This window comes from Microcystis sp. M_OC_Ca_00000000_C217Col, from assembly GCF_007095585.1.
In the GTDB taxonomy this organism is placed as follows: Bacteria; Cyanobacteriota; Cyanobacteriia; order Cyanobacteriales; family Microcystaceae; genus Microcystis; species Microcystis panniformis.
Map to the genome: position 1 here is coordinate 1 of NZ_SFBV01000127.1, position 4703 is coordinate 4703.

Annotated in this window: 2 protein-coding genes and 2 pseudogenes; 2 read left to right on the top strand and 2 right to left on the bottom strand. The window is 44.0% G+C overall.

Going from position 1 to position 4703, the window contains the following annotated elements; all coding sequences use genetic code 11:
- Positions 1-147, top strand: a pseudogene (locus EWV66_RS07590) (Uma2 family endonuclease); the annotation flags it as partial.
- 129 nt (positions 148-276) lie between these two features.
- Positions 277-1701, top strand: coding sequence for an FAD-binding domain-containing protein (locus EWV66_RS07595; protein ID WP_287107146.1), 1425 nt, complete (start codon positions 277-279; stop codon positions 1699-1701).
- Between the two features lie 6 nt (positions 1702-1707).
- Here EWV66_RS07595 and EWV66_RS07600 read toward each other — a convergent pair whose 3' ends face one another.
- Together EWV66_RS07600 and EWV66_RS07605 are read right to left on the bottom strand one after the other, a co-directional pair.
- Positions 1708-4353 (bottom strand): efflux RND transporter permease subunit, encoded by a 2646-nt coding sequence (locus EWV66_RS07600; protein ID WP_287107147.1) that lies wholly within the window; start codon positions 4351-4353, stop codon positions 1708-1710.
- Between the two features lie 136 nt (positions 4354-4489).
- A pseudogene (locus tag EWV66_RS07605) lies at positions 4490-4703 on the bottom strand (hypothetical protein); the annotation flags it as partial.

Genomic DNA, 4703 nt, shown 5'->3' on the forward strand with positions numbered 1-4703 from the left:
CGCTCCCAAATCTTCCCCGGTTTATGGCTAGATAAAAACGCTTTATTAATGGGTGACTTAGGAAAAGTTTTAGTGATTTTGCAGCGGGGGTTAGAAACAGCAGAACATCGAGATTTTGTCAATAAACTAACTGCCAATCACAGCTAGATTTTCAAATTAGACAATTATTCTTGATCCACTGTCCTATAATGACAGAAAGAGTATTTATGACTTGAATTTGTTCTTAACTGTACCCCAATAATCTCGCCCCTGATAATCTTCTCATCACCTTACTTTATGTCAAACCTAATCCTTTTCTGGCATCGTCGCGATTTACGTCTCTCGGATAATATTGGACTGAGTAAAGCTAGGGAGCGCAGTCCGAAAATTATCGGGGTTTTCTGCCTCGATCCTGCTATTTTAGAAGGGGATGATATTGCCCCTGCTAGAGTTGCCTATCTCCTCGGTTGTCTAGAGGAATTAGAAAAAAATTATCGCCAAAAAGGTAGTCAATTACTGATTATTCGCGGCAACCCCAGTCAAACACTGGTCAATTTAGCCAGCGATTTATCGGCAAAAGCAGTTTTTTTTAACCTCGATATCGAACCCTACGCGCGTCAACGGGATCAACAGGTAATCGCCGCTTTACAAACAAAAGGAATTGAAGTAGAAACCTTCTGGGATCAACTTCTCCACCCTCCAGGACAAGTCCTCACCCTCTCAAAAAGTCCCTACACCGTATATACTCCTTTTTGGAAAAATTGGAGCCAATTAGCCAAAGCCAGCCCCAAAACCTTAGAAACCCTGCAAGGATTAGACGAAAATGAGGGGGACAAACTCACAGAAACTATTAACTTACCAACCCTAGAAAATTTAGGTTTTACTTGGCAAAACCCCTTACCCCTCACCCCCGGAGAAAAGGCCGCCCATAGCAGATTAGAAGAATTTTGTCAAGGGGTTATTAACAATTATCAAGAAGATCGTAACTTCCCCGCTTTTGATGGGACCTCGCGCTTGAGTGCCGCTTTAAAATTTGGCGCAATTGGCATCCGCACAATTTGGACGGCAACCCTAGAGTTATTAGAAAATTGCCGCGCCGAGGAAGCAAAAGATAGTATTATCACTTGGCAGCAAGAGTTAGCTTGGCGGGAATTTTACCAGCATTGTCTCTATTTTTTCCCAGAATTGGCGGTCGGTGCTTATAGAAAAGAATTTCGTCATTTTCCTTGGCAGGATAACGAAGAACATTTTCAAGCTTGGTGCCAGGGAAAAACCGGCTATCCGATCGTTGACGCGGCCATGGGACAATTGAATGAAACGGGATGGATGCACAATCGTTGTCGCATGATCGTGGCCAGTTTTTTAACCAAAGATTTAATTATTAACTGGCAAAAAGGCGAAAAATACTTCATGCAGAAACTTTTTGATGGCGATTTAGCCGCTAATAATGGTGGTTGGCAGTGGAGTGCCTCTAGTGGCATGGATCCGAAACCTTTAAGAATTTTTAATCCCGCTAGTCAGACACAAAAATTCGATCCGGAAGGGGAATATATTCGTCAATGGTTGCCGGAATTAGCTTCCGTAGATACGGAATATTTAGTAACCGGGAAAATCCCCCGTTTAGAAAGACATCGTTGTGGTTATCCTGAGCCAATTGTCGATCATAATCAACAACAAAAAGAGTTCAAACGACTCTATAGTAATCAGAAGCCAAAACGGTAAAATTGGCTACTTTTGACCGGCTTTAATCTGGTTCCAAACATCCTCTAAACTTAGATATAACACAGGCACAACAATTAAACTCAACAGGGAAGAAGTGACTAAACCTCCCACAATTACCATCGCCATGGGTTGCCGCAATTCCGCACCGGTACCCAATCCCAAAGCGAGCGGAATCATACCTAAAATTGTCGAACAAGTGGTCATTAAAATCGGTCTTAACCTAATCATTCCCGTTTCTAAAACCGCTTCCTCCCGACTCCAACCCTGTTGACGCAATTGGTTAGTATAGTCCAGCAATAACACAGCGTTTTTATCCAGTAATCCCAAGAGGAAGATAAACCCGATCAAAGAAATCATACTAAACTCACTACCCGTTACCAATAACCCCAACATTGCCCCCACAATCGCTAAAGGTAAACATAAAGCGATGACGATAGTTTCTAGCAGTCTTCTGAATAATAACCATAAAACTCCTAACATTAAAATTGTCGCCAGGATTAAAGTGCGACCAAAACTGCCCAAAACATCGCTACTTTGAGAAGAAGTACCCCAACGCTGTAAAGTTATCCCTTCCGGTAAAGGAATCCCTTCAATTTTAATGGCCGCATCTTCTAAGCCTAAATCCGGACTGAGATTAGCACTGAGAAAAATCGCCTGTTGACCATTTAAACGCTCGATCGCCAAAAAATCCCCCCGCTCATTTAATCTAGATGATAGGGAAATATCCTTTAAACCGGCGATTTTAGCGGACTCAACCCGCAATTTCTCGGCACTATCGCGCAATAGTGGCAAATTATCGCTTTTAATCGCAATTTGGATCGGCTTTTCCGCTTCCGTCTGCACAAAAGGAATGTCCTCGACACTGACATTCACCCCTCTAATTGGCGGTAAAATTTGCCGAATCCGTTGCTGCACGGCACTGGTGTGAGATTTACGATCGCTCTTCAGTGTAACGTGAATTTTGCCACGATTCGGCTCACCGCGTAAACCGGCGATCAGAAAAGTAGATTCCACTTCCCCATCCTGCAAAATCGGCGCTTCTAATTTGCTGCCATCGCGGATAGTGCGACGCAAAAGAAAACTTTCGGGAGAACTCGCTAACTGGGAAATCCAAGCGAAACTATCGCTATAACTCTTAGCCGTCGGTTTATTAGGGCTAATTTGCGTTATTTTCGGCAAAGGAGAAGTATAAACCAGATTAAACTCGCCGCGATCGAGTCGGGGAATAAATCCCCTAGAAATAAAAGGAATCAGGGCAATACCCGCCAAAAAGGTAATTAGGGCAATAGCAATGACCAGCAAACGATGACGCAATGACCAGTTTAAGAGCCGACCATAGGCGTTCTCAATCGGTCGCTTTTGTTTCATCATTTTTGCCCGTGACTGCGGTTTCAGCCAATATAATGCCAAAACTGGCGATAAAGTTCGGGCGATCAACAGGGAAAAAATCACCGCAGCCGAGACGGTTAAACCGAAGGGTTGGAAAAACTGCCCCACCGCACCCCCCATAAAAGCCACGGGTATAAACACGGCAACAATGGTTAAAGTGGAGGCGGTGACAGCTAATCCGATCTCCCTTGTCCCCTTGAGTGCCGCATTTTTCGGGGTTTCCCCCGCATCGATTAAACGGGAAATATTTTCTACATCCACGATCGCATCATCCACGACAATGCCGATCACCAAAGCGAGAGCCAGCAGCGTCAGGGTTTCCAGATTAAACCCATAGATTGCCATGATAATGAAAGTCCCCAAAAGAGATAGGGGGATAACCAGAGCAGAAATGATTGTAGCGGCGAAACTGCCTAAAAATATCAATATAACCAGCACCGACAGCAAAACTGCCAAAAGTAAATCATCGATCGTGCCTTGTAGGGCAGCGCGAATATATTCCGCTTGGGTTTCAGCTAAAATTATCTTGACATCGGGCAGTTTTTGTGCTATGTCTTTAACCCGTTTTTCTGCCTGAGCGACCAGATCGAGACTATTAGCGGCACCTTTTTTGATTACCTGCACAGCGATCGCTTCTTGACCATTAAAGCGCACCAGTGTGGGTAATGGTCGGGTTAAGCTTTTATGGGGATTATCTTCCCTAACTGTACCTTGACCGAGTAAATTAACTTTAGCCGTATCAGGGAGAGCTTTTAAGGGCGGAATTAAATTATCTTGGGCGATTTGGCTTAATTCTTCTATAGTTTTCTGCTCACTCACCAGCGCATAGGTGACTGTTGCCGACTCATTTAAATCAACGGGGATAACTTCCGTAGTAGCTTGAGAGGGTAAAGGGACTTGCGAGATAGCCTGTTTAACTGCTGCGGTGGCCTTGTCTAAATTTGTGCCAATTTTAAAGAAAATGCTGATTACTGACTGTCCGGAGGAAGTAGTCGAGGAAATATCACGACAACCGGGGAGAGAGAAAAGAGGATTTTCTAGGGGTTTAGTTAATTGCTGTTCCGTGGTGATAGCAGTAGCTAAATCCGCTTGGGCGTTAATTATTACGACTGGAAAGCTTATATCGGGGAAAAGAGCGTATTTTAGGGAACTAAAAGCCAAAATTCCCGCCACGGCCACCGCTAACCAGAAGGCAATGGTTAACCTCGGGGCATTAATCGCTATTCGAGAGATATTCAGACGTTCTCGCCATGATTCTTTCATCTTTGTTGAATAAGTGGGGTGTCGGGTGTGGGGTGTCGGGTGTGGGGTATGGGGTGTAGGGTAGCAATTCTCATTTTAAGGTTTCATGACATTAAAACCCTTGCACCTAGAGGGGTTAATAATTCTTAACGAATCTCTAGATCGCTGAAACAACGCAAAATCGTTTCAAAATGAGAATAGCTGGGTGTAGGGTGTGGGGTGTGGGGTGTGGGGTGTGGGGTGTGGGGTGTAGGGTGTGGGGAGTTTTCTCAGTGAACTGATAACTGATAACTGATAACTGATAACTGATAACTGATAACTGATAACTGATAACTGATAACTGATAACTGATAACTGATAACTGATAACTG